This is a genomic window from Sphingobacterium lactis (assembly GCF_011046555.1).
GTDB classification, from domain to species: Bacteria; Bacteroidota; Bacteroidia; order Sphingobacteriales; family Sphingobacteriaceae; genus Sphingobacterium; species Sphingobacterium lactis.
Genome location: NZ_CP049246.1, coordinates 1016224 through 1039521 on the forward strand (window position 1 = coordinate 1016224; position 23298 = coordinate 1039521).

Below are 23298 nucleotides of genomic sequence, written 5' to 3' on the forward strand. Positions count from 1 at the left end.
TAAAATTCTCAATATGGGTCAAAATACTTTCAATTTAGTTTTTTCTATTTTGGTGTTGGTCATGTTTTTATTCTCTTCATGTGCAAGTCGTAAAGATTTAGTCTATTTTCAACCTGATTCCACTTCTCTGCATACAGCATATGAATTGAATGCGCCAAAGTTACAAGCTGGAGATATTTTGGCAATCTCTGTTACTGCTGACGATGTAAGGGCTACCGTTCCATTTAATCAAGTATCTCCTTATCAAGGAAGTTCTGGAGCAATTCAGAATACCAACCCTTTTATCCCTACCTATGCTATCGATGTTAATGGGGATATAGATTTTCCCAAGATTGGGAAGGTCAGATTAGCTGGTAAAACTAGAACTCAGGCGATGGACTTTTTGAAAGAAAGAATAAAGCCATTTATTATCGATCCAGGCATCAGTATGGAAATACGAAACTTTAGGGTAACTGTACTCGGTGAGGTTAAAACTCCGGGAACATTTTCTGTAAATAATGACCGCATAACTATTTTGGAAGCTTTGGGGCTTGCAGGTGATTTGACTATCAATGGAGTTCGAAAAAACGTTATGGTAGTTCGGGAACAGAACGGTAAAAAGGAAGAATTTCGAGTGGATTTGACAAAAAGAGATGCATTAAATTCTCCGGTTTATTATTTGGCACAAAATGATGTTGTATATGTTGAACCAAATGGAGCTAGAATTCAATCATCTAAATACACGCAGAATACATCTATTTTTGTTTCCATTGCTAGTGTAGTAATTACCGTGATTTCAGTATTAACAAGAAATTAATTATATAAGTATTCATGGACAACTATTCACCTTCTAAACCTAATAGTGAAGAACAAGATATAAATCTTAAACAAGTTTTTGAACAGTATGCTTATTATTGGAAGTGGTTTTTAGCCTCAGTATTAATTTGCTTATTTTGTGCATTTATCTATTTAAGATATGCTGATAAAATCTATAATATAACAGCCAAAATTCTCCTTCAGGATGAAAATAAAGCTGCTGGAGAATTAGCTGCACTAGCAGAGTTGGGAAATCTATCAGGATCTAGCCCGGCATCTGCATTTGTATTGGATCAAATAGATGTAATGAAATCTCGACGGATTTTTCGCAAAGTGGTTGAGATTAATAGACTTAACATTTATTATCAGAATAAAGGAAATGTTAAAACTTCAGATTTAACGGAACAGCAATCACCCATTAGAGTTGTTTTATTAGAGCCTAACCATCCGCGTTTGGACTCTGTTCGATATAGTTTTAACATTAAAAAATCAGGAAACACATTTGTTATTAATGATGATCGAAATAATAATTTTGATTATGCATTGGGTAAAAAAATTAATACACCATTAGGGCCAATTATGCTTCTGCCCCAAGCAGGCAAAGTTTTTGATTCGGAAATGGTGATTACTTATTTGCCAGAAAATGTAACTGTTGACAATCTTTTAAAAATTATTCAAATTTCCCCTAACAAAGAAAAATCTTCCTATGTTGTGAATTTTTCAATGAATTCTGGAAATATTTCTAAGGCGGAACTGATATTAAATTCATTAATTGAGCAATATAACAAAGACGTAACAGAGGATAAAACAAGGTTAAGTCGGGCAACTACTCAATTTATTGATTCAAGATTAGAGTTAATTTCAAAAAACCTATCTAGTGCAGATTCAAAAGTTGCTGAATATAAGGATAGAAATAATTTGATTGATATGTCTTCTGAAGCGCAGTTGTATATGCAGAATGCAACTGAAAATGAGCGAAAATTAGTCGAATATCAAACACAAGTGCGAATTGCTGATATGTTGGGAGGAGTGGTTAATTCTAATGCAGGAAATTTATTGCCTAGCAATATTGGATTAAATGACCCTTCTATCCAAAATGCGCTAAAAAGCTATAATGACCTTGTATTAGAAAGAGATGACCTATTGAAGTCTGCAACGCCAGACAACCCCGTTGTACAAAACTTGACTAAGAATATCAATGATTTGGGGCAGAATTTGAAAAACTCGCTGAATAACTATAGGCAATCTCTACAGAGCAATGTTAATTCCCTACAAAGCCAGAAAAATAAATTTGAGGGTAAACTAAATCAGTTGCCTAATCAAGAGCGAGGGTTTAAAGATATTTCAAGGGAACAACAAATTGTTGAATCTTTATATTTGTTCTTGCTTCAAAAGCGAGAAGAAACAGAAATTCAAGCTTCTGCTACTCCAGCGATCATGAAAGTAATTGATGAAGCTTATGGAGCAAGCAGTCCAGTCGCTCCAAGAAAAGCTATTATTGCTTTTGGAGCTCTTTTAGCTGGGATACTATTGCCGTTGGGAATTTTGTATCTTAAATTTCTTATGGATAACAAGGTGCATTCTAGAAAAGATGTTGAAGAAAAATTCAATGCACCAATTCTTGGGGAGATCCCATCATCTGATGACCCTATTGTTAAGGATAATGATCGATCGTCCCTTGCAGAGGCATTCCGTATCCTTCGGACGAATATCTCCTTTATGTTGGGTGCTAAAAAGGATTCCGCGGTAATCTTCGTGACTTCCACGACATCCGGCGAGGGTAAATCATTCGTGTCTACCAATATGTCCCGTATTCTGGCCATGTCTGGAAAGAAAGTATTGTTGATCGGTGCGGATATACGTTCACCAAAAGTTTTGGACTACTTGGGACTATCGCATTTACAGCACACGAATATCGGTATCACGCAATACTTGATCAATCCGGATATGCCAGTGGATAATATTATTATCCGCAAACCAGCACCTTATGATTTTGATATTATCTATTCAGGTTATATTGCGCCAAATCCAGCGGAGTTATTGATGAATGGTCACTTTAAGGAAGTAATCGACTACGGTCGTGAAAACTACGATTATGTCATTGTAGATACTGCTCCTGTTAGTTTGGTTACGGATACATTATTGATTTCGGAGTTTGCGGATCTGACGGTTTATGTCGCTCGTGCGAACTACCTAGATAAGCGTCTATTGAACGTACCGAAAGAACTTTACGAAGATGGCAAGTTGAAAAACATGGCTGTCGTACTGAATGACGTGGATTTCGCGAGAGGTTATGGATATGGTTATGGATACGGCTACGGTTATGGCTACGTCGATTCCAGTTCGGTTTCCATTCGAGCGAAACTCAAAAAACAATTCAAGAAATTATTCAATAAAAAATAGGAAATGGGGCGAATGCCCCATTTTTGTTTTAGTGCTTTTCAATAAAACATTGGCTTAATATCCTTTGTTAACTCCCCATTGATTTCCCTATTCTGTTAAATAATCTCTTTACAGGATACATGCAAACGTTTTCGTTTATTACTGCTAAAAATAGTTAAGAATCCCCCGGTTATTTGTTGTAGCTTTGTGCTAATCTAACTAATTATTTGATGCCAATAGGGAAATAAATTACCCCTTCTGGCTGAAATGCTTAGCACTAATTACTGTTTTTAGGGAATAGAGTGGCACTAACTTTGCAGTTGTAGGGTGAATCACCTAAACGTATAGCCAACAGTTTAGAATTTAGATAGCAGAACGATAATTTAACATATTCATGGATATAGCTGGTTTGAGAAAATATTTTCGAAAGGATAGCCCACGTTGGGTTATACTTTTGATAGATGTGTTGATTGTTGTATTCTGTTACTACTTATCCAATTTTGTCATCAATAGTTTCAAGGGGCGTTTCGGTGTTGAATTGATGGTCAAGAAATCCTTTGTAGTATCGTTGGCCTACCTGATTTCCTTTCTGTATTTCCGAACTTATAAAGGCATTGTTCGTCAGACCGGATTCCGTGATGCCTGGGGTATTTTCAAGGCTGTTTTTGTGGCCTTCGCTGGCTTAATGCTGATTTCCTTTATAATCCGTTTGAATTTCAGTCAGACCTCGGAGATGGGCCAGTTTTTCCGTTTATCATACGCCGTATTGTTTACGCACGCATTTTTTACTACGGTGTGTTTGGTTGCCGCTCGGGTATTTTACCGGACTCTATACGAAAGCTTTTTCTTTAGTGGACGTGAGGTGGAGAATGTGATGATCTTTGGTGCTGGAAATATGGGAATGACCACCCTGAACCTGTTACGTAACGACTCACGTCGTAAGCGGAAGATCCTTGCCTTTGCGGATGATAACCCCAATCGGATCGGGAAGATGATCAATGGCTATAAGATCATAGGGATAGACCAGTTGACTGCTGAATTCGTTGAACGATTAAAAATTGATTCCATCATCATCGCTTTGGATGATAACAATAAAGACCGACTGTCAAAGATCTCTGCGCAGATCGAACCCTTGCCGGTCAAATTAAAGATAATGCCTACCTCTGCCAAATTAATGAGCGGTAAGGTGGCGACACGGCAACTACGGACCCTTAAGATCGACGATCTTTTGGGAAGGGAGGCCATTAAGCTGGAAAATCCGGTGATCCATGAGATGATGCGTGAAAAAGTCATCTTGGTGACGGGTGGTGCAGGTTCGATCGGTTCGGAGTTGGTCCGTCAGATTAGTTTTACTGATTTCGACAAGCTGATCATTATTGATCAAGCCGAATCGGCACTCTATGATATCCAGCAGGAACTGAAAGGCAATTGCCATGGCGATACGCTGTTCATGGTCGGTAACGTCCGTGACCGAGCATTTATGGATTCCGTATTTGACCAGTACCGTCCGCAGATCGTTTTCCATGCCGCAGCCTACAAGCACGTGCCATTGATGGAGCAGAATCCGTACGAATCGATCCTGACGAATGTGTGGGGTTCGAAGAACCTTGCGGATATGGCAGATAAATATGGTGTCGAGAAATTTGTGATGGTATCGACAGATAAAGCGGTGAACCCGACAAACGTCATGGGAGCAACGAAGCGTGTCGCTGAAATCTATGTATCCGGCCTGAACCGGAACAGCAAGACGAACTTTATCGTCACCCGCTTTGGGAATGTGCTCGGTTCCAACGGTTCGGTTATTCCACTTTTTGAGAAACAATTGAAACGCGGTGGACCATTAACGGTAACACACCCAGATATTACACGTTACTTTATGACCATTCCAGAGGCCTGTCAATTGGTACAGGAAGCTGCAGTAATGGGTCAGGGCGGTGAGATCTACGTCTTTGACATGGGTAAACCAGTTAAGATCATGGATCTGGCGATCCGCATGATCCGTTTGAAAGGATTCAATTATCCGGAAGATATCGGCATTGAAGTAACGGGACTTCGTCCAGGTGAAAAGATCTATGAAGAGCTTTTAGCCGATAACGAAAACACAACAAAGACGCACCATGAGAAAATCATGATTGCGCGCGTCAATACCGATGATGTTGATGCCAAGCGCGCGAAGATAGAGCACTTGTGCCAACAGGTTGTTGTGCAAGGGGCAGACCATAATCCTATGGTATTGGTGGAATTGATCAAGGAAATTGTTCCTGAATATATTTCCCAGAACTCCGTGTTTACCCAATTGGATAAAACGGCGGTTTAAGAAATAGTGAATAATAATATAATGGATATACAAAGCGACCTTCAGGGTCGCTTTTTTGTTTGTCAGCTGATCAGGAAACATTCCATGGGTGAAAAATGAATTGAAAATAGCATGTGTTTTTAGTTGATCTACCGTTTAGCCAAACGAAGCACACTTACGCACTGGGAGGCAGGCTAATGGGTTAAAGTAGAACGCATATTGGTTTGTTAGCACAGTTATGCTATTTCCAAATTCCCCGCGAAGCCTTATCTTTGTTAAGCATGATCAAGAAGGAAACGATAGAAAAGGTATTGGATGCCGCTCGGATAGAGGAGGTTGTTGGGGATTTTGTGGACCTTAAGAAACGAGGGACCTCTCTGATCGGTAATTGCCCTTTCCACAATGAAAAGACGCCATCTTTTCACGTTTCTGTATCCAAGGGCATCTACAAATGCTTTGGTTGTGGTGCGGGTGGAGATTCGTTGAAGTTCGTGATGGAGCATGAAAAATATGCCTATCCTGAAGCCATCCGTTATTTGGCGAATAAATACAACATCCCGATTGAGGAAGTGCAGCGCAGCCCTGCTGAGCTGGCCGCTCAGGACCGCCGGGAGAGCCTGTATGTGTTGAATCAATGGGCAGGCAAGTACTTCAAGCATACTTTATGGGAGACGGATCTTGGGCAGAGCATTGGCCTGAGCTATTTCCGCGAGCGGGGATACCGCGATGAGACGATCAAGAAATTCGAATTGGGCTATTCTCCGGAAGCGTGGACCAGTTTGGTTGATGCCGCGCAACAGGATGGCTATGCCAAGGAGTTCCTGGTGGAGCTTGGCTTGGCTGTCGAGCGCGATGACAAATCCCTCTATGACCGCTTTCGTGGCCGCGTTATTTTTCCCATTCACAACCTGACGGGCCGCGTCATCGGTTTCGGTGGCCGGACCCTGAAGACCGATAAGAATGTACCGAAATATGTGAACTCACCGGAGAGTGAGATCTACCATAAATCCAATGTGCTATACGGCCTACATTTGGCCAAAAAAGCAATCTCAGATAATGACCTGGTCTACCTCGTTGAAGGATATGCGGATGTGCTGTCCTGTCATCAGGCAGGTGCCGAGAACGTTGTTTCGTCTTCGGGAACATCCCTGACCACAGGACAGATCAAATTGATTTCCCGGTATACCAAAAATGTGGTTATCCTTTATGATGGGGATGAGGCAGGTATAAAGGCTTCCCTACGGGGTACGGATATGTTACTGGAGGAGGGATTGAATGTAAAGGTTATGCTGTTCCCGGATGGCAATGACCCCGATTCCTACATCCAGAAATTCGGTGCTTCAGCATTCAAGGATTACCTGAGTAAGCACCAGGAAGATTTCGTATTCTACAAGACCAATATCCTGCTGCGCGATGCGAAGGACGACCCGATCAAACGCGCCGAGGTCATTCGGGAAGTGGTGAACAGTATTGCGCTCATTCCGGATGAGATCAAGGTATCGGTCTATCTTCGTCAATGCAGTAGTCTTTTGGATATCGAAGAGCGTGTACTGCTTTCGGAATTGAATAAGATCCGGTTGGATAAGGCGAAAGCCAAGGACCGGAAGGCGGCAGCACAAGCTGCACCGGAAGGCATGCCTCCTGATTTTGGTGGCGATGACTTTATTCCTGCGGAGCTGTTGGCAGCTATGCAGGCAGAGGGCATTGCACTGCCAGAGCCACCAAAACAGATCACTCCGGATATCCTGATGGAGCGGGAGCTGGTGCGCGTAATCCTGAATTATGGACGCGAGCTGGTTTCCTGGGAAGGTGATGGGGATATCCCCGTTGCGCCCTATCTGTTGGCGAGCATGGATGATGTCGAGTTTGAGGATAAACCCAGTAAGATCATCATCGATGAGTTCAAGCGGCAAGCGGAGAACTATGAAGTGCCTGAAGCGAAGTCTTTCTTTACGCACGAAAATGAGGAGGTCTCCAAATTGGCAGTCGATTGCATTGCTACGCGTTATGAGATCAGTCCGAACTGGAATGATGACAAGCGGAAGATATTTGTTCCGGAGGAAAAGGATCAATTGAAAGATCTGGTGAACCAATTGATCTTCCGGGTAAAGAAAAGCAAGATCGAACGGCAGATGTTCCAGTTACGTGAGGAGCTAAAGACGGTAACAGATCCCGATGATATGCAGATGCTCCTAGCCAAATACCAGAAGTTGAAAGAAGGGGAGAAGCTATTGGGCGATCTACTGGGCAATATCATCATTAAATAATATGGAAAACCGCAAGATCCGTGGCCAGAAAGGTGAGGAGATGGCGGTTTTGTTCTTAAAAAGAATCGGATTTCAAATAATTGCATTAAATTGGCGTTGTAAAAACTTGGAGGTCGATATCATTGCGATGGATGTGGGGATGCTGGTTTTTGTGGAGGTGAAGTACCGCAGTTCGGGCAATTATGGCGACCACCGGAACCAGATCAGCACACAGAAGATGCATGCACTCTTCCGTGCCGCGCAGGCCTATCTCGAGGAGTCCGCTTACCAAGTTGAGATTAGATTTGATGTGGTCTGTTTTGTGGACAACAAATTGAATTATATAAAAGATGCATTCTGGAAATATTAATATGAATAGAAGATTTAAACAGGCGGGCATTATCTTGGCGATGTTGCCCATTTTATTTGTCATCAGCTGTAAGACACAGAAAGGTAAGTTCGAATTCGTGAACCCTGCGAATGAAAGTCGCATCCTGAAGGGAGAGAAAGTAGCGCTGAAACTGAACTTTCCACAAACAGAAATTGACTCGGTCGTTTATTCCGTAGATGGAGATATCTTCGAACGGAAAACGGATACCTCGTCAGTGGTCTTCAATACCGATGACTTTAGTTATGGAAACAAGCGATTGAGCGCTAAACTCTACGCCCAGGGGAAAGAGGATATTGCTTATTCCGAGATCACCTTAGTGCCACCAGCACCAAAGCCATACGCCTTTGAAGTGGTAAACACTTTCCCGCATGATGAAACTGCCTTTACCCAAGGCTTATATTACGATAATGGTACCCTTTACGAATCCACGGGACGCGAAGGTGAATCGACCCTACGGAAGGTCGATCTGGCAACGGGCAAAGTCCTGCAGAAAATCGACTTGGCTGCCAATGAATTTGGCGAAGGCATGACCATTGTCGGAGATAAGGCTTATATGTTAACCTGGTTGAATAAAAAAGGATACATATACAACAAGAATACCTTGCAACAGGTGGGGTCTTTCGATTATCAGAACAGTGAAAAGGGATGGGGCCTGACCCACGATGGGAAGCGTTTCATTAAATCCGACGGCACCAATAAACTCTACTTCTTGGATCCGGTAACCTTGAAAGAAACAGGCTCGATTGCGGTATTCGACGATAATGGTGAAGTGCCAAACCTGAATGAATTGGAATATGTCGATGGAAAGGTGTATGCCAACCTATATTATGGTGACCGTGATGAGATCGCTATTATCAACCCGGAAACCGGGCTGGTAGAAGGTAAAGTTAATTTCGTGGGGCTGTATGACGGCAAGCGCGCGGCAGTTGACAATGAATTCAACGGCATTGCCTACAAGCCGGATACCAAAACTTTCTTGGTTACCGGAAAGCTTTGGAATAAGCTTTATGAAGTGCGCATCAAAGAACGCTAGATCAACTTATTGTCGCTGGCAATCTTGATCAGCGACATCATATTCTTTGTTTTGAACTTGCTCATCATCCTTTTCCTGTGGGTTTCGATGGTGAGCGGGGACAAAAACAATTCTTCACCTATCTGGACGGAAGTCTTCCCCGAGGCAATCAGTTTCAGAATTTCCGTTTCCCGTTTTGTAAGTTTTGGTAAGAGTGGCAGATCCGAGCTGATTGGGTTGGCAATGATTTCCTTGACGGCATTGCTGAACACCATCTGCTTGTTGATGGCTTCGTCAAGACAGGATTCCAGTTCTACGATATCGATATTTTTCAAGAGGTAACCCGATGCGCCATTCTGCATCAATTGCAGGATAACGGATCGTTCTGTATGGTTGCTTAGGCCAAGTATGATGACCTGCGGGGCAATGCGTTTGATCTCCAGGCACAGGTCGATGCCGTTGATATCCGGAAGGGAAATGTCGAGAAGCACGATGTCAATGGGTTCCTTCTCCAGGAAAGTCAGCAGATCGTTTCCACGGGTAAAGGTCGCAAGGACCTCGTACTTGGGGATCCTGCTGAGCAGGCTCATCAATCCCTGCAAAATAAGGGAATGATCATCCACAATAGCGATGCTATGGTTCTGCTTGTACATACTTCTTCATGTTAAACGTAAAATCCTAGCCAGGCCGGTTCAGTGGGGAAACTGCATGCCTTGGTTTATCTTCTATCAATAATTAATGTAGCTAAAGATAAATAACATTTTTCCAAAATGCATGGCTTCACCTAATTTACCTGTTTTCAGGTACGAATTAAGGTCTAGGGCTTCCTTTTTTGATGAAGAAGGACGGTTTTTCCGTTAGATGTTCATACTCCACTTTCTCAGATTCTTCAATCCGATCGGGAAAGAGGATGCCATACAAGTGGTCCACCTCATGCTGGAAGATAACGGCCGTGAAACCCTCGATCAGCTCTTCTTGAACCTTGCCGGTTTTGTCGATATACTGCAACTTAATCGCGTAGCTTCGTTTTACATCTTCCCGAACATCCGGAATGGAAAGGCAGCCTTCGGCACCCTGACGGATCAGTTTAGATCGCCAGATAATCTTGGGGTTCACGTAGAACTCAAAGGGCTCTCCGGTTTTGTCCAAACGCTGTACCCAGATTACATTCTTGGAAATGCCGACTTGTGGACCCGCGATACCGACACCTTCATGTGCCGGATCATTCACGGTTTTCAGCATGCGGGCAGCTAATTTATCAAGCAACGGCTCATTGTATTTGATATCCGTGGCAGGGGTGCGCAACACCGCCAGCTCCTTTGCATCCGTAATCTGGTAAACGTGCAGTATTTGATCTTCCGTTCCAGAGTTGATGATTTCCTGTTCTTGGGCATTAAACCCTTTCGCGTTGTTCGTGTTCACGGTTCGTTCGTTTTTGGGTCCTTTGTATTTTTTCTCCCCAGCCGGTATGGCCAGGTTTAAGATGTTTTCGCGTGGAGGTTGCGGACAGCGGTAACCATTGCTGTAGGCACAGTACGGGTTGTAAGCCCGGTTGAAGTCGATGGTGATCTTCCCGTTCTTGATGTCGGCGATGCTCAGGTCGATATATCGACCGCCCTCATAGGTTTCCTCGCCATTGGTCAGGTCCATAAAAGGCAGGAAAAGGTGGTTTTTATAGGCTTCGTTCTGGAAAAGGGAAACGGACTGGTATGCCGTTAGTGCATAGGATTTCCCATCCAGGTTGAATGTAAGGATTGCGTAACGTTTATAGGGATTGGATGTCCCGTCGTAGGTTGGCATCTGAAAGGTTGGCTCATTGAACAGTTGCTCAACTTTTGCCTCGACCACATAGGCTGGTGCGGCATCGTAATAGCTCAGGTAGGCAATCTGGTCTTTCTTCAATGGTCCAAACGCATCCTTGGTCATTTCTTGTGCCTCCTCCTTCCGGTATTCGGCCAATGCTGAAGAAAGGTCCTGGGCCATGCTGATGCAGGGCAGGAGGCTGCAGATGATGAGGAATATATTTTTCATTTCTTACGGTAATATCTACCAAAAGTATAGATATTTTACGAGCTATTCCATAGGATGATTACTAAAGTTTAATTGTATTTTTGTGAAAATTGCATGCTGATGAGATTAATGGCCTTTGATTACGGTACCAAGCGCATTGGAGTGGCAGTGACCGACAGCTTACAGCTGATCGCAACAGCCCTGAAAACGGTACACCCCGTTGATGTATGGACCTTTTTGGAGACCTACCTGCAAACCGAACAGGTAGAAACCTTTGTCGTTGGAAAACCTTTGCAGATGGATGGCACCGCTTCGGAATCCGCTCAGCATGTCACTGGGTTTGTCCGCAAATTGAGGAAGACCTATCCACAGATTCCTGTTGTGGAAGTAGATGAGCGCTTTACTTCCAAAATGGCTTCGCAGGCAATCGCCGCATCGGGCATGAAAAAACACAAACGTCAGGATAAACAATTGGTCGATCAAGTTTCCGCGGTCATTATCCTGCAGACCTATATGGAGCGTAAAGCATTTTAATATGGCAATGAAAGATATACAGTTCTTTTCGGAGGACATCGAATTTACCCTAAAGAACAAACAGAAAGTACGGGAATGGATCGGAAATAGCATTAAAGCCGAGGGCTTTAAGCGCATAGGCGAGTTGAATTTTGTGTTCTGTTCGGATGCGTATCTCTTGGAGATCAACAAGCAGTACCTCAATCACGATACCTATACCGATATTGTAACCTTCGATTCCTCGGAATCAGCAGACACCATTGCCGGGGATATCTTTATTTCTGTGGACCGGACACGGGAGAATGCCGCAAAATTTGGCGTCTCCGAAACCGATGAACTGCACCGGGTTATTATCCATGGTGTGATGCACCTCTGCGGATATTACGATAAGAAGAAGGAAGATAAGGCCTTGATGACGGAAAAGGAGAATACCTACTTGGCGAAGCGGTAATCCAGTGGATGGAATGGGGGGGGCTTTGAGAGCAAGGGCAATTCCTGTTAGATAAAAAAAGGGGCTACATGATGCAGCCCCTTTTTTTTATTCGGGTATTCTACTAGAATCTCTCGAATTGAGAGAAGAAGAAGTTTCCTTCGATTTCAGCATTCTCATCGGAGTCAGATCCGTGGATTGCGTTTGCTTCGATAGATTTCGCGTATTTGTTACGGATTGTACCTTCGTCTGCTTTTGCAGGGTCAGTAGCACCGATCAATGTACGGAAAGCCTCAACTGCGTTTTCTTTTTCCAAGATTGCAGCAACGATAGGGCCTGAAGTCATGAAGTTCACCAACTCTCCGTAGAAAGGGCGTTCTTTGTGTACAGCATAGAAGTTTCCTGCGTTTGTTTCGCTCAATTGAATGTATTTCATCGCAACGATTTTGAATCCGCCAGCGATAATGTCATTCAAGATTGCACCAGTGTGACCATTTGCCACAGCATCTGGCTTAATCATTGTAAATGTTCTGTTTGTAGCCATCTTACTCTAAAATTTTTGCAAAGTTAGTGATTAGAATTGGAATGAAAGAAAGGAGATGTAGATTATTCCAACTGGCTCAAAAAACGCATTATCACATCTCAAATCTAATCACTAACTTTGTATTATGTCTAAAAACTTGCAAGTTACGATCGATAAGGACTCAGGATTCTGTTTTGGGGTTGTGTATGCCATCGATATGGCGGAGGAAATCCTGGAAGAGGAAGGTTATTTGTACTGTTTAGGGGATATCGTGCACAATGATGAAGAAGTGGCCCGCTTGAAAGCAAAAGGCCTCCGGATCATTGCACACGCTGATCTGGAAGGGCTTCAGAATGAAAAGGTACTCATCCGTGCCCATGGCGAAGCACCTGAAACCTACAAAACGGCACTCGAAAATAACATCACCCTCATCGATGCATCTTGTCCTGTGGTTCTGAAATTGCAGAACCGCATCAAAACTTCCTATGATGATCAGGAAAAGATCTTGATCTTCGGAAAACACGGGCATGCAGAAGTAATCGGCCTTCAGGGACAGACGCAGAACGAAGCCTTGGTTTTTCAGGATATCGATGAACTCGATCAAGTCGATTTGCCGGCGAAATTTACCCTTTACAGCCAGACGACCAAAAGCGTTGACCGTTTTTATGCCATTAAAGACGAGTTGATCCGCCGTGGCTATGAAGTGAAAGCAAATGATACGATCTGTCGGCAGGTGTCCAACCGGTATGAAGACTTGGGGACTTTTGCGCAACAATACGATAAGATCGTCTTTGTTTCTGGCAAGAAATCTTCCAATGGCAAGGTTCTGTTCGATGTCTGCAAACAGGTTAATCCGAATACATTCTTTATCTCCGATCCGGCAGAACTTGATGAAACGATCTTTGCGGAAGGAGAGACCGTGGGTATCTGTGGCGCAACATCGACCCCAATGTGGTTGATGAAAAAAGTGAAAGATACACTGGAAGCGTTTTAATCGTCATCTAATTATAAAATTCATCTACGCAGCAGGTCGAAACCCTATGATTTGACCGACAATGCTGTATATATTACCTATTTTTGCGTGTAGTATGAGCAAGAAAGCAACAAAGGGCGTGTTGTTAGTGCAATTGGGCACCCCTAATTCACCGACCACGGGCGAGGTTCGGAAGTACTTAACTGAATTTTTAATGGATCCGCGCGTGATGGATATCCCTTATGTTTCCCGGACTTTATTGGTGAAGGGTATCATTGTCCCTCGGAGAGCCTCCAAATCAGCCGCGACTTACTCAACAATCTGGGACGAACAGACGGGATCCCCCCTGATGTACTACAGCGAATTGCAGCAGCAAATGCTACAGGCAGAATTGGGTGATGAGTATCATGTTGAGCTTGCCATGCGCTATCAGGAACCATCCATTCCGGGTGCTCTCAAGAAATTGGAGGGCATGTTTCTGGAATCTCTGGTGGTTATCCCTTTATTCCCGCAATATGCCTCTGCCACAACAGGTTCGGTGATCGACCGTGTCATGGAATTAATACGTTCTTGGCAATACTTTCCGAAGCTAAGATTCGTTAGTAGTTATTGTGATAACCCACTGATGGTGGATGTTTTTGCGGAGCATGCACAACAGCATAACCTGGAGGATTACGATCACTTCCTGTTCAGTTACCACGGTCTTCCCGTGCGCCAATTGGGGAAAGTGGATCCCAGTAAACAATTGAAGTGCCCTGACTTTGGATGCGATTCGTGCAAAACAGAAACAAATCCATATTGTTATTTATCACAGTGTTATGCCACTACGCGCGCCATCGCGACGAAGCTGAATCTACCGGAAGATAAGTTCACGGTTTGCTTCCAATCGCGATTGGGCAAGACGCCATGGATTCAACCGTATACCTCGGACACCCTGCACAACTTGGCTAAAGCGGGCAAGAAAAAGCTCTTGGTGTTCAGTCCGGCATTTGTGGCCGATTGTATCGAAACATTGGACGAGATTCAGGTGGAATATGCCAACGAGTTCAAGGAAATGGGCGGTGAGGAAGTGCATATGGTGGAAAGCTTGAATGCCAATCCAAAATGGATTGAAGCATTGAAGCGGATGGTTTTGGAAAATGGAAATTAGAAGATGTTAAAATTAAACGCAGTACTGCTCTTTATATTGGACTTTTATATATTCTTTGCCCTCCGTGCAACGAATATCAAGTTCATTCGGACAACATGGTTCACCGTGCTCTGGTGGGGATACTCCCTATCGCTGTTAATCGGTCTGTTCATATCGTTCCAGTACAGCATCCCCTTGATGATCCGTTCGATTATCTTGGTGGCATTTTTCCTAACCGCAGTTTCTAAATTTATTTACGCTATCGTTCTGATTGTCGATGACGCCCGAAGGGGTGGCATCTGGCTTTCACGCTTGTTCTCCAATAAGAAAGGGAAAGACCTGGAAGAAAGCGTGGAGGAATTGGAGAAGCCTTTGCCTGAAGTACCTAAAAAAGGAATCACTCGTTCGGATTTTCTATTGAAATCCGGCATTGTGGTTGCCGCTTTACCGATGATACCCTTAGCTTGGGGCGTGATCTCGACGGCTTACGATTACCGCATTCGAAGACAGAAATTGGTGTTGCCCAACCTTCCCAAAGCCTTCCATGGCATGAAGATCGCACAGATTTCCGATGTGCATTCCGGTTCGTTCTACAATAAAAAAGCTGTTATGGGTGGTGTCGAGATGCTTCTCGGCGAGAAACCCGATGCCATTTTCTTTACCGGTGACCTGGTAAATAATGTGGCCTCTGAAATGCGCGATTACCAAGATATCTTCAGTAAGCTTCATGCGGATCTGGGTGTGTTCTCCACGCTCGGTAATCACGATTATGGAGATTATTATTACGGCCCCGGCGATTCACCAGCGAAGCGCAAAAACTTGCAGGATGTTATTGATACCCATAAGGTTATGGGGTGGGATTTGTTAATGGACGAAAACAGGACATTAAAAGTGGGCAACGAGGAAATCTCCATTGTGGGAGTGCAGAACTGGGGAACCGGGCGCTTTCCGAAAAAAGGAGACCTTAAAAAGGCCTTGATGGGCACGGAAGATAAAGCCGTGAAACTCTTGCTTTCCCACGATCCATCGCATTGGCGCGCACAGGTGCTGGATACTGATGTAGATGCCATGTTTGCAGGCCATACACACGGTATGCAATTTGGTGTTCGTGGTGAGAATTTTCAGTGGAGCCCCGCAAAGTTTATCTACAAAGAATGGGCTGGATTGTATACGGAAAAGCAATCCCAGCTTTATGTAAATGTCGGTTTTGGCTTCTTGGGTTACCCAGGTAGGGTCGGAATAGCGCCAGAAATTACGGTTTTCGAACTCGTTACAGCTTAAGCTGTTCAACAATAAAGACATTCAAGCGGCTCCATGGCCGCTTTTTTTGTGTGCTAAAATTCCACCCTATCCTTTGCGAGATAGTTCCAAAACGAGAGGGAAACTTATCGTTGCCCGCCAGTAAAGATGCTATGGTGAAAGGAAAGGAGGATATGGTGTCCCGGTTTTGCCGGACCGATATGCTGAAGCATGTAGCCCAGTTGAATGCCCAAGTTGTCCTTGGCCTTAACACCAAAACCGCCGTAGAGCCTGTTCCGGTCAAAAACATCAACTTCAGCTGGTTTGACAGCATTCAGGAAGACCTCATCATAGAAGGCCAGATACATTCCTCCTTGCTTGAATTTTTTTTCCGTTATTGGGATATCGGCAAAGAGGCAATACCGAAAGCGACCATTGAAATCCGCATTTTCGATGAAGCGTTCCTCCAAACGGATGCGGTGTCGCAAGCTAGTGGACCTTATCGGCGTGCTGACCATCAATTCCTGGTATATGCGGTGCTCCTGTATAGGTAAGTTCGGTGAGCCCGCTTGTTCGGTATGGATAAATCCATAGCCTAGTGTTCCTTGCAGATGCGGATTGAATCGATATTGGCCACCTACCCGTACTATCCCTTGATGGAAATCCCCGATCATTTGATGATCTCGAAGCTGGACTTCATGGTGAATGCTGAAGGGGGAATCCTTAATTTGGGTCTGGCCAAAATAAATGAGCCATCCCTTGGTCTGTTGGCCATAAGAGATGGTACTGAAAAGCAGCATAAGAAAAAGCGATATAAATAGTTTGTGCATGCGCTAAAAATAAAAAACGAAGCAAGAGGGAGCTGTATGGGAGAGTAACAATTCAAATATAATCTCGTTAAAAAACGCTTCCATGACATTAATTGCCGATAAACCGCGCTTTTCATTCTATACTTTGACAAAGATTGTTAGTTTTGCTAATCAACCTAATCGCTGTCAAGCAAAATAATCTTATGAAAAACCTATTCACGCTGATTGCCGTATTCTTTTTTGTTGCTGTCCATGGGCAGGAAACTGTTGTCTTTCGTTCCGGAGAAGATGGTTATGCCAGCTACCGCATCCCCGCGATCATCAAAAATGCCAATGGGGATCTTATTGCATTCGCGGAGGGCCGGGTGGATCACGCTGGCGACTACGGCAATGTGGATATTGTCTACAAGGTCAGTTCGGATAATGGTAAGCATTGGGGGAAATTACAGGTTGCTGCAGACTATGATCGCTTACAAGCAGGAAATGCGGCACCGGTCGTTGATCTGATGGACCCGAATTATCCAAATGGTCGGATATTTCTGTTCTACAATACGGGAAATAATCATGAGGGAGAGGTGCGTAAAGGCAATGGCCTACGAGAATTGTGGTACATCACCTCCACCGATGGGGCAAAGTCTTGGTCTGAACCAGTAAATATTACCTTACAGGGGCACCGGCCGTTGCAACCGGAGGTAAACCCTGCTTATAACTTTAAGGAAGATTGGCGCACCTATGCCAATACGCCAGGGCATGCCTTTCAATTTGTCTCAGGGCCTTATGCAGGTCGAATCTATATTGCGGCGAACCATAGCGCTGGTGACCCGGATAAGCAGGGAAAGGATTGGAATGCACATGCTTATTATTCGGATGACCATGGCAAATCCTTCAAGCTGAGTGAAAACGTGCCTTTTCCAGGGACCAACGAATCTTTGGCGGCCCAGGTTGGTGAGCAGGAAGTCTATATGAGCTCGCGCAACCAGCAATTGACACCTAAGCAACGAATTATTTCCCGTTCCAAGGATGGCGGTCAGCAGTGGGTATCCGCTGTGGCGGACCCCAATCTGCCAGACCCTATCAATCAAGCAGCGGTTCTGTCCTGGAAGGAAGGGGGTTCTTTTATCCTGGCGCACATAAATGCCGCAAGCCAGACAAGCCGCGACAACTTAACCCTTCGTCTATCCCGAGATAAGGGCAAAACATGGTATTTCAATAAGGTCATTGCGAAGAGTCCGCAGGGCTATAAAGGGGATTATGCCGCCTACTCGGACATCGTTCTGCTCAAGAAAAACCTGATGGGGATCATGTATGAGCGAGATAATTACAAAGAAATCGTCTTCGTCTCCCTAGATCTGAAGCCACAGCCTTAAATTCTTGTGTAAAAAGTACACCCAGAAATATGGTTTACGGTTGGAATTTGTATCTTAGGATTACATAACTAACAACCTATGTCCAAAACTATGATCGAAGATCTTCCGCATCTGCGGCTGAACCTCTTAACAGGGGAGCGCATTCTGGTGTCGCCACATCGGAGCAAGCGCCCATGGCAGGGTCAGGTGGAAAAACTAAGCAATGAAACGCGTCCTGCTTATGATCCCGCATGTTACCTCTGTCCCGACAATACGCGGGCAGATGGAAGCCAGAATCCCCAATACACGGATAGTTTTGTGTTCGTCAATGATTTTTCCGCCCTTTTGTCGGATACGGAAGAGGCTGTTATGGATGAAGAACAGCTGCTCGTAGCCGAGACCGCACGGGGAATCTGTAAAGTCATCGCTTTTACACCAAGGCACGACCTTACCTTAGCGGAAATGAGCGTGGCGGAAATTACAAAGGTCGTGGGTGTTTGGAAGCGTGAATTTGTCGAGCTATCCAAAACGGAATGGATCAACTATATCCAAATCTTTGAAAATAAGGGTGCGATCATGGGATGCAGCAATCCACATCCCCATGGGCAGATCTGGGCGGTCAATGCACTGCCTGAGGAGTTGAAAAAAGAAGACAACAGGCAACGGGAATATTTCGAAAAACATCGTCGTTCGCTGCTATCGGCCTATCTGCAGGTAGAACTTAAGAAACAGGAACGCATACTGATCGATAACCCTCATTTCGTGGTTTTGGTCCCTTTTTGGGCGGCCTGGCCGTTTGAAACGATGATCGTCAGTAAGCGCCATATACAGGATATCAGTCAATTTACCGAAGAAGAGGAAGCCGCCCTGGCAGCCTGCCTTCAGGAACTCTGTATCCGGTACGATAATATATTCTCCACGTCATTTCCGTATTCCGCCGGTATGCACCAGGCACCGGTCAATTCAGGGCCACAGGAACACTGGCATTGGCACATGCATTTCTATCCGCCTTTGTTGCGGTCAGCTACCGTCAAGAAGTTTATGGTAGGTTATGAAATGCTTGCCAACCCACAGCGGGATATCACCGCGGAAAAAGCCGCTGAAATCATACGAAATCAATCTACAACCCATTATAAACAACAGCATGATCAGTAACGAGGCGCTATTAAAGCGATTCAAGGAAGTGTTCCAGGAAGAGGCAGAACTGATTTGTAAGTCTCCGGGACGAATCAATATTATCGGAGAACATACCGACTATAACGAAGGCTTTGTGTTGCCTACGGCTATCGACAAAGCGATATATGTGGCCATCCGGAAGCGGGACGACCAAAAGCTGAGGTTGTATGCGGCAGATTTCGAACAATTGTTTGAGGTCCCTCTTGATCTCATCGCCCCCACAACCTTGGGGTGGCCGAATTATATTTTAGGCGTGGTGCAGCAAATTGTGGATCGCAAGTTGGAAATTTCAGGCTTTGACCTTTATATCGATGGGGATATTCCTGTCGGAGCCGGTCTATCTTCTTCCGCGGCGGTGGAATGTGCAACAGGATTTGGTCTGAATGCGCTGTTCAAACTCGGTTTGGATCGGGTGGAGATAGCCAAGATGGGGCAGCTCGCCGAACATACCTATGCTGGTGTGAAATGTGGTATTATGGATCAGTTTGCATCCATTTTGAGCAAGGAAGGCCATGTTATCCGGCTGGATTGCCGCGATTTAAACTACACTTACGTGCCTTTGGCATTGGGAGATTATGAAATTGTGCTCCTGAACACCAATGTAAAACATGCATTGGCTTCTTCTGCTTACAATGACCGACGTGCCTCTTGTGAAACCGCTGTTGCACTCGTCCAGCAGATGTATCCCCAAGTGAACAGTCTCCGTGATGTGAGCCATGGCATGTTGGAAGAGATGGTGAAGGCGGTTGACACAGATGCTTACACAAAAGCAAAATTTGTTGTCGAAGAGAATGAACGATTGGCCACGGCTTGTGCCGCTCTGGAAGCTGGGGATATTGAAGCACTTGGGGCGCAAATGTTTCGTGCCCATCAAGGGTTGAGTCAGGAGTATGAAGTTAGCTGTCCGGAACTGGACTTCCTGGTTGACCAAGCCAAAGCATTTCCGGAGGTCTTGGGTGCGCGCATGATGGGGGGCGGTTTTGGCGGCTGTACCATCAATATTGTCAAAAAAGGATTCGCCAAAGAGTTGGCAGAGCTACTTGCTCCCGAGTACCAAGCGCAATTCAACCTGCAATTGACCCCTATTTTTGTGCATACAGATCATGGATCGAATTTAGTATATTCGAGATAATTATAACCTTATGAGAAAACCTATTATACTTATAATGGCGTGTTTTGTCCTTTTTGGATTCCAAGCATGTCAGCAAAATAAAGAACAGAAACAGGCTGCAACCGTGGATACCATTCAGGTTACCTTGGATTCAGCGGATTTTTCCGAGAATATAAATGGTGCTGCGGTTAAGTTGATAACCCTAAAGAATGCTACCGGGGCGACCGCCTATCTCAGCAATTTTGGGGCTCGATTGGTCGGTCTTTTGGTGCCCGATCAACACGGCACTTTGGTCGACGTGGTGCTCGGATTTGATAAAGCATCCTTATACCACAACCCGGAAGAACCTTATTATGGAACCATCGTCGGCCCATTCGGCAACCGCATAGCCAACGGCAAATTCAAATTGGATGATGAAGAGTACCAATTGCCGACAAATAACGGAAAGAATACGCTCCATGGCGGCATGGAAGGCGTCCATTTTGCCAATTGGGACATTAAGGAGGCGAATGGTAAGGTGGCTACATTTGCGTACACCCTGCCCGATGGGAAGGAAGGATTCCCGGGGCCCATCCATATGGAGGTGACCTATAGCTTATCCGACAACAACGAACTGACCATTTCTTATAAAGCGACAACAGACAAGAAAACGGTCGTGAACTTAACAAATCATGCGTATTTCAACCTCAATGGCGAGGGCAGCGGCTCCATTTTGGATCATACACTGAAATTGTATGCCGACAAGATTACGCCGGTGGACAGCACGCTGATCCCGACCGGTGCATTGCAGGATGTGGAAGGAACGCCCTTCGATTTCAGGACGAGCAAAACGATCGGTGCCGATATCCAGGCGGATGATATGCAGTTGAAATATGGGAAGGGATACGATCATAACTTTGTGCTGGATGGCACAAAAGTGGATGGATTAAATCATGCCGCTACGGTGATCGGTGATAAGACCGGCATTAAAATGGAAATCCTGACCGAGGAACCTGGCATTCAGTTCTATAGCGGTAATTTCATGGCCGATCGCGTGACGCTGAAAAAAGGGGTAAAAGATAGCTTCCGCACAGGATTCTGTCTAGAGCCGCAACATTTTCCGGATTCTCCGAATCAGCCGAATTTCCCGACAACAACACTAAATCCGGGCGAAACCTATACCAGTAAATCTATCTATAAATTCACGACTAATCAATAACCAATGGGAACCAAAGATTATATCGTTTTCCTGTTCTACTTCCTTATTGTAGCAGGCTATGGTCTATATATTTATTACAAGAAGAAATCCGCGACGAGCGATTCTAAGGATTATTTCCTAGCCGAGGGATCCTTGACCTGGTGGGCCATTGGTGCCTCACTGATCGCTTCCAACATTTCTGCGGAGCAGTTTATCGGGATGAGCGGATCCGGCTTTAAGATCGGCTTGGCGATTGCCACCTACGAATGGATGGCCGCAGTGACCCTTATCGTGGTCGCTGTGTTCTTCCTACCGGTTTACCTCAAGAATAAGATCTTTACCATGCCGCAGTACCTGAATATGCGGTATAACAGTACCGTATCGATGATCATGGCCGTATTCTGGTTGCTGTTGTACATTGTCGTTAACCTGACTTCCATCCTGTTTCTTGGGGCATTGGCCGTTTCTAGTATCTCGGGACTTGATTTCCAGCTTTGTATGATCGGATTGGCGGTGTTTGCCATCGTGATTACCCTTGGAGGAATGAAGGTAATCGGCTATACCGATGTTATCCAGGTATTCTTCTTGATATTGGGCGGTCTGGCAACGACCTATCTGGCCCTGAATATGGTGTCTGACCATTTTGGCGGTGCCGGCGTTTTGGACGGATTCGGAATTGTCCATGAGAAAGCAAGCGATCATTTCCATATGATCCTGAAACCGGATAACCCCAATTACATCGACCTTCCGGGGCTATCTGTACTGATCGGGGGTATGTGGATCATCAACCTGAATTATTGGGGCTGTAACCAGTACATCACGCAGCGCGCCTTGGGCGCTGATTTGCCAACAGCCAGAAATGGTCTCCTGTTTGCTGCCGTGCTGAAGCTTTTGATGCCTTTGATCGTCGTATTGCCGGGAATTGCTGCCTATGTGCTGTACAATGATGGCTTGTTCCAACAGGAAATGATCGCTGGCGGTGAACTGAATCCAGATCGCGCCTATCCTGTGCTGTTAAATCTGTTGCCAACAGGTTTGAAAGGACTTTCCTTTGCGGCCTTAACAGCTGCCGTGGTGGCCTCCCTAGCAGGAAAAGCCAATTCTGTAGCAACCATCTTCTCCCTCGATATCTATCAGAAAATATTCAATAAAAATGCAACCGAAAAGAATTTGGTGAATGTGGGCAAGATTACGATTGTCGTATCCATGATCCTGGCGATTATCATTGCGCCGCACTTAGGCATTGATAAAAAAGGTGGTTTCCAGTACATCCAAGAATATACAGGTTTCGTATCGCCGGGTATTTTTGCCATGTTCCTATTGGGTTTCTTCTGGAAAAAAACGACCTCCAATGCGGCATTGTTTGCCACCGTGGGTGGGTTCCTGATGTCTATCTTCCTGAAATTCTTGCCGGGCTACATGGATTTATCCTTCTTGGCGTCTACAGGGTTTGCCATTCCGGTAAACGGTGTCTATGAAATTCCATTCATTGACCGAATTGGGTTTACCTTTATTTTCTGTGTCGTGGGGATGGTCATCATTTCCCTGTATGAAAACAGTAAAGGGGTGGTGCCACGCGGATTGGAAGTGGATACAAAGATGTTCAAACCCCATACCGGTTTTGCAATCGGTGCCTTACTCGTATTGGGCATTACCGCCGCACTTTATACGTTATTTTGGTAAAGCAATCCGGTATGATAATAGAAAAAGCCAGCTGAAATTAGATTCAGCTGGCTTTTT

General features: G+C 44.8%; 20 protein-coding genes. 16 read left to right on the forward strand and 4 right to left on the reverse strand.

Features of this window, described 5'->3' with window-relative positions:
* Window positions 1–13: 13 nt before the first annotated feature.
* From G6N79_RS04495 to G6N79_RS04520, 6 genes are all read left to right on the forward strand, one after another.
* The gene (locus G6N79_RS04495) at window positions 14–796 is read left to right on the forward strand and encodes a polysaccharide biosynthesis/export family protein (protein ID WP_103905552.1); all 783 of its coding nucleotides are present in this window, start codon (window positions 14–16) and stop codon (window positions 794–796) included.
* A 14-nt stretch (window positions 797–810) separates the two neighbouring features.
* Complete coding sequence (locus tag G6N79_RS04500; protein WP_103905551.1) at window positions 811–3198, forward strand: GumC family protein; 2388 nt, start codon at window positions 811–813, stop codon at window positions 3196–3198.
* 373 nt (window positions 3199–3571) lie between these two features.
* Window positions 3572–5494: a polysaccharide biosynthesis protein gene (locus G6N79_RS04505; protein ID WP_103905550.1), complete on the forward strand. Its 1923-nt coding sequence runs from the start codon at window positions 3572–3574 to the stop codon at window positions 5492–5494.
* Between the two features lie 260 nt (window positions 5495–5754).
* A complete protein-coding gene (gene dnaG, locus G6N79_RS04510; RefSeq protein WP_103905549.1) occupies window positions 5755–7740 on the forward strand; it encodes a DNA primase in 1986 nt (661 codons plus the stop codon).
* 1 nt (window position 7741) lies between these two features.
* Window positions 7742–8089, forward strand: a complete 348-nt coding sequence (locus G6N79_RS04515; protein WP_103905548.1) for a YraN family protein — start codon at window positions 7742–7744, stop codon at window positions 8087–8089.
* Window position 8090: 1 nt separating this feature from the next.
* Window positions 8091–9143: a glutaminyl-peptide cyclotransferase gene (locus G6N79_RS04520; protein WP_103905660.1), complete on the forward strand. Its 1053-nt coding sequence runs from the start codon at window positions 8091–8093 to the stop codon at window positions 9141–9143.
* Here the strand turns inward: G6N79_RS04520 and G6N79_RS04525 are convergent.
* Together G6N79_RS04525 and def are read right to left on the reverse strand one after the other, a co-directional pair.
* The gene (locus G6N79_RS04525) at window positions 9140–9775 is read right to left on the reverse strand and encodes a response regulator (protein ID WP_103905547.1); all 636 of its coding nucleotides are present in this window, start codon (window positions 9773–9775) and stop codon (window positions 9140–9142) included. The two genes, G6N79_RS04520 and G6N79_RS04525, sit on opposite strands and share 4 nt — an antisense overlap.
* 157 nt (window positions 9776–9932) lie before the next feature.
* Complete coding sequence (gene def, locus G6N79_RS04530; protein WP_103905546.1) at window positions 9933–11153, reverse strand: peptide deformylase; 1221 nt, start codon at window positions 11151–11153, stop codon at window positions 9933–9935.
* Between the two features lie 99 nt (window positions 11154–11252).
* Here def and ruvX point away from each other — a divergent pair, with 99 nt between their 5' ends.
* Window positions 11253–11666, forward strand: coding sequence for a Holliday junction resolvase RuvX (gene ruvX, locus G6N79_RS04535; protein ID WP_103905658.1), 414 nt, complete (start codon window positions 11253–11255; stop codon window positions 11664–11666).
* Between the two features lie 7 nt (window positions 11667–11673).
* On the forward strand, window positions 11674–12096 hold the full coding sequence (ybeY, locus tag G6N79_RS04540; RefSeq protein WP_103905659.1) for an rRNA maturation RNase YbeY: 423 nt from the start codon (window positions 11674–11676) through the stop codon (window positions 12094–12096).
* 103 nt (window positions 12097–12199) lie between these two features.
* Here ybeY and G6N79_RS04545 read toward each other — a convergent pair whose 3' ends face one another.
* Complete coding sequence (locus G6N79_RS04545; protein ID WP_103905545.1) at window positions 12200–12619, reverse strand: nucleoside-diphosphate kinase; 420 nt, start codon at window positions 12617–12619, stop codon at window positions 12200–12202.
* A gap of 124 nt (window positions 12620–12743) precedes the next feature.
* Between G6N79_RS04545 and G6N79_RS04550 the strand changes: the two genes are divergently transcribed.
* From G6N79_RS04550 to G6N79_RS04560, 3 genes are all read left to right on the forward strand, one after another.
* Window positions 12744–13592, forward strand: coding sequence for a 4-hydroxy-3-methylbut-2-enyl diphosphate reductase (locus G6N79_RS04550; protein WP_103905544.1), 849 nt, complete (start codon window positions 12744–12746; stop codon window positions 13590–13592).
* A gap of 94 nt (window positions 13593–13686) precedes the next feature.
* Window positions 13687–14721: a ferrochelatase gene (hemH, locus tag G6N79_RS04555; protein WP_103905543.1), complete on the forward strand. Its 1035-nt coding sequence runs from the start codon at window positions 13687–13689 to the stop codon at window positions 14719–14721.
* 3 nt (window positions 14722–14724) lie between these two features.
* Complete coding sequence (locus tag G6N79_RS04560) at window positions 14725–15981, forward strand: metallophosphoesterase (protein ID WP_103905542.1); 1257 nt, start codon at window positions 14725–14727, stop codon at window positions 15979–15981.
* A 104-nt stretch (window positions 15982–16085) separates the two neighbouring features.
* Here the strand turns inward: G6N79_RS04560 and G6N79_RS04565 are convergent, their stop codons facing one another.
* Window positions 16086–16739 (reverse strand): DUF2490 domain-containing protein, encoded by a 654-nt coding sequence (locus G6N79_RS04565; protein WP_164527201.1) that lies wholly within the window; start codon window positions 16737–16739, stop codon window positions 16086–16088.
* A gap of 212 nt (window positions 16740–16951) precedes the next feature.
* On the opposite strand from G6N79_RS04565, the gene G6N79_RS04570 reads away from it, so the two are divergent.
* The 5 genes from G6N79_RS04570 to G6N79_RS04590 all read left to right on the forward strand — a co-directional run bounded on the left by G6N79_RS04570 (window position 16952) and on the right by G6N79_RS04590 (window position 23241).
* The gene (locus G6N79_RS04570; protein ID WP_103905540.1) at window positions 16952–18115 is read left to right on the forward strand and encodes a sialidase family protein; all 1164 of its coding nucleotides are present in this window, start codon (window positions 16952–16954) and stop codon (window positions 18113–18115) included.
* Between the two features lie 78 nt (window positions 18116–18193).
* Window positions 18194–19249: a UDP-glucose--hexose-1-phosphate uridylyltransferase gene (locus tag G6N79_RS04575; RefSeq protein WP_103905539.1), complete on the forward strand. Its 1056-nt coding sequence runs from the start codon at window positions 18194–18196 to the stop codon at window positions 19247–19249.
* Window positions 19239–20402, forward strand: coding sequence for a galactokinase (locus G6N79_RS04580; RefSeq protein ID WP_103905538.1), 1164 nt, complete (start codon window positions 19239–19241; stop codon window positions 20400–20402). The genes G6N79_RS04575 and G6N79_RS04580 overlap by 11 nt, the downstream gene beginning before the upstream one ends.
* A gap of 10 nt (window positions 20403–20412) precedes the next feature.
* A complete protein-coding gene (locus G6N79_RS04585) occupies window positions 20413–21579 on the forward strand; it encodes an aldose epimerase family protein (RefSeq protein ID WP_103905537.1) in 1167 nt (388 codons plus the stop codon).
* Between the two features lie 3 nt (window positions 21580–21582).
* Entirely contained in the window at window positions 21583–23241 is a 1659-nt protein-coding gene (locus G6N79_RS04590) for a sodium/sugar symporter (protein WP_103905536.1), read from the forward strand.
* Window positions 23242–23298: the final 57 nt, after the last annotated feature.

Bases quoted from the DNA above. Each gene is read 5' to 3' on its own strand.
- G6N79_RS04550 (WP_103905544.1), top strand. From the start codon at position 12,744: ATGTCTAAAAACTTGCAAGTTACGATCGATAAGGACTCAGGATTCTGT.
- dnaG (WP_103905549.1), top strand. From the start codon at position 5,755: ATGATCAAGAAGGAAACGATAGAAAAGGTATTGGATGCCGCTCGGATA.
- G6N79_RS04565 (WP_164527201.1), bottom strand. From the start codon at position 16,739: ATGCTGCTTTTCAGTACCATCTCTTATGGCCAACAGACCAAGGGATGG.
- G6N79_RS04570 (WP_103905540.1), top strand. From the start codon at position 16,952: ATGAAAAACCTATTCACGCTGATTGCCGTATTCTTTTTTGTTGCTGTC.
- ybeY (WP_103905659.1), top strand. From the start codon at position 11,674: ATGAAAGATATACAGTTCTTTTCGGAGGACATCGAATTTACCCTAAAG.
- G6N79_RS04580 (WP_103905538.1), top strand. From the start codon at position 19,239: ATGATCAGTAACGAGGCGCTATTAAAGCGATTCAAGGAAGTGTTCCAG.
- G6N79_RS04560 (WP_103905542.1), top strand. From the start codon at position 14,725: ATGTTAAAATTAAACGCAGTACTGCTCTTTATATTGGACTTTTATATA.
- G6N79_RS04515 (WP_103905548.1), top strand. From the start codon at position 7,742: ATGGAAAACCGCAAGATCCGTGGCCAGAAAGGTGAGGAGATGGCGGTT.
- G6N79_RS04585 (WP_103905537.1), top strand. From the start codon at position 20,413: ATGAGAAAACCTATTATACTTATAATGGCGTGTTTTGTCCTTTTTGGA.
- hemH (WP_103905543.1), top strand. From the start codon at position 13,687: ATGAGCAAGAAAGCAACAAAGGGCGTGTTGTTAGTGCAATTGGGCACC.
- G6N79_RS04590 (WP_103905536.1), top strand. From the start codon at position 21,583: ATGGGAACCAAAGATTATATCGTTTTCCTGTTCTACTTCCTTATTGTA.
- G6N79_RS04500 (WP_103905551.1), top strand. From the start codon at position 811: ATGGACAACTATTCACCTTCTAAACCTAATAGTGAAGAACAAGATATA.
- G6N79_RS04545 (WP_103905545.1), bottom strand. From the start codon at position 12,619: ATGGCTACAAACAGAACATTTACAATGATTAAGCCAGATGCTGTGGCA.
- G6N79_RS04575 (WP_103905539.1), top strand. From the start codon at position 18,194: ATGTCCAAAACTATGATCGAAGATCTTCCGCATCTGCGGCTGAACCTC.
- G6N79_RS04495 (WP_103905552.1), top strand. From the start codon at position 14: ATGGGTCAAAATACTTTCAATTTAGTTTTTTCTATTTTGGTGTTGGTC.
- G6N79_RS04505 (WP_103905550.1), top strand. From the start codon at position 3,572: ATGGATATAGCTGGTTTGAGAAAATATTTTCGAAAGGATAGCCCACGT.
- G6N79_RS04520 (WP_103905660.1), top strand. From the start codon at position 8,091: ATGAATAGAAGATTTAAACAGGCGGGCATTATCTTGGCGATGTTGCCC.
- G6N79_RS04525 (WP_103905547.1), bottom strand. From the start codon at position 9,775: ATGTACAAGCAGAACCATAGCATCGCTATTGTGGATGATCATTCCCTT.
- ruvX (WP_103905658.1), top strand. From the start codon at position 11,253: ATGAGATTAATGGCCTTTGATTACGGTACCAAGCGCATTGGAGTGGCA.
- def (WP_103905546.1), bottom strand. From the start codon at position 11,153: ATGAAAAATATATTCCTCATCATCTGCAGCCTCCTGCCCTGCATCAGC.